Origin of the sequence: Idiomarina sp. UBA4206, assembly GCF_002383015.1 — a bacterium.
In the GTDB taxonomy this organism is placed as follows: Bacteria; Pseudomonadota; Gammaproteobacteria; order Enterobacterales; family Alteromonadaceae; genus Idiomarina; species Idiomarina abyssalis.
Map to the genome: position 1 here is coordinate 18,127 of NZ_DFTS01000062.1, position 1,006 is coordinate 19,132.

The 1,006-nt window shown below is 51.4% G+C and carries 2 protein-coding genes; one reads left to right on the plus strand and one right to left on the minus strand.

All coding sequences use genetic code 11. The features are described from left to right. The coding region (gene mutH / locus B3180_RS12865) for a DNA mismatch repair endonuclease MutH (RefSeq protein ID WP_286844959.1) at positions 1–521 on the minus strand (521 nt) is incomplete at its 3' end. A gap of 94 nt (positions 522–615) precedes the next feature. Here mutH and rppH point away from each other — a divergent pair. Further along, positions 616–1,006, plus strand: a 391-nt coding sequence (gene rppH / locus B3180_RS12870) for an RNA pyrophosphohydrolase (protein WP_286844960.1), incomplete at its 3' end; no start/stop codon positions are given.

Genomic DNA, 1,006 nt, shown 5'->3' on the forward strand with positions numbered 1-1,006 from the left:
GGGCGCGCGGTAATACTCTCAACCTGTCCCAGCGCAATACGGTCCATGTGCTCTTCCCAGTCGTTGCGCAGCAGGGCTTCTTCCTCGGCGCTGGGTATCCATAAAAAAGCACTGCCCACCACGCGTTCCGCCAAAGGGACATCGCGTCGTCCATCAATGGGCAGCCACAACACCTGTTGTAATTTATTTCGTACGTTAGAAGTGGCCCATTGGACGCCCTGAATATTCACCAGCGGAGCCGTGCACACAAAGGTAGTTTCTAAAGGCTCACCTTCGGGAGTTACCGGCAGAGTTTTCAGTTCAACCCCTAACTCCGGGAAGTCCTGTGTCGGCTTAGAGCCCGCAGTAGCACCCAGTTGTAGCTCTAAAAGTTGCCCAACCCAGCCTTTGTCGCGGCGCAAATCTTTAGGTACCTGTAACCCGGTTTCTGCAGCCAGTTCAGCAAAAGAACGGCCGGCTAAAGCAGCGGCGCGCTGAAACAGTTCATCAATAGATTGAGGGCGTTGTGGCTTGTGGGTCATGACTTAATTCTTCGTAAATAGTGAATCAGCATTTGCCCGCAACCGGGCTTTATGGAAGAATCCACTGTAACAGAGAATAATTGAGGATGCTCGCGTGATAGATGCAGAAGGATTCCGGGCAAACGTAGGAATCGTCATCTGTAACGGGCATGGGCAGGTATTTTGGGCTCGTCGAATCAACCAGCAGAGCTGGCAGTTTCCGCAAGGCGGAATTCATGAAGGCGAGACCCCTGAGCAGGCAATGTACCGCGAACTCTATGAAGAGGTCGGGTTAAAGCCAGAGCAGGTTGAAATTCTGTACACCAGCCGTCAATGGTTGCGTTATCGCTTACCAAAGCGCTTGATTCGACGTGAACAACGGCCCATGTGTGTTGGACAAAAGCAAAAGTGGTTTTTGTTGCGGCTAAAATGTCGTGAAGAAGACGTAGATGTTTTACATTCAGGTCATCCTGAATTTGATGGCTGGCGCTGGGTCAGTTATTGGT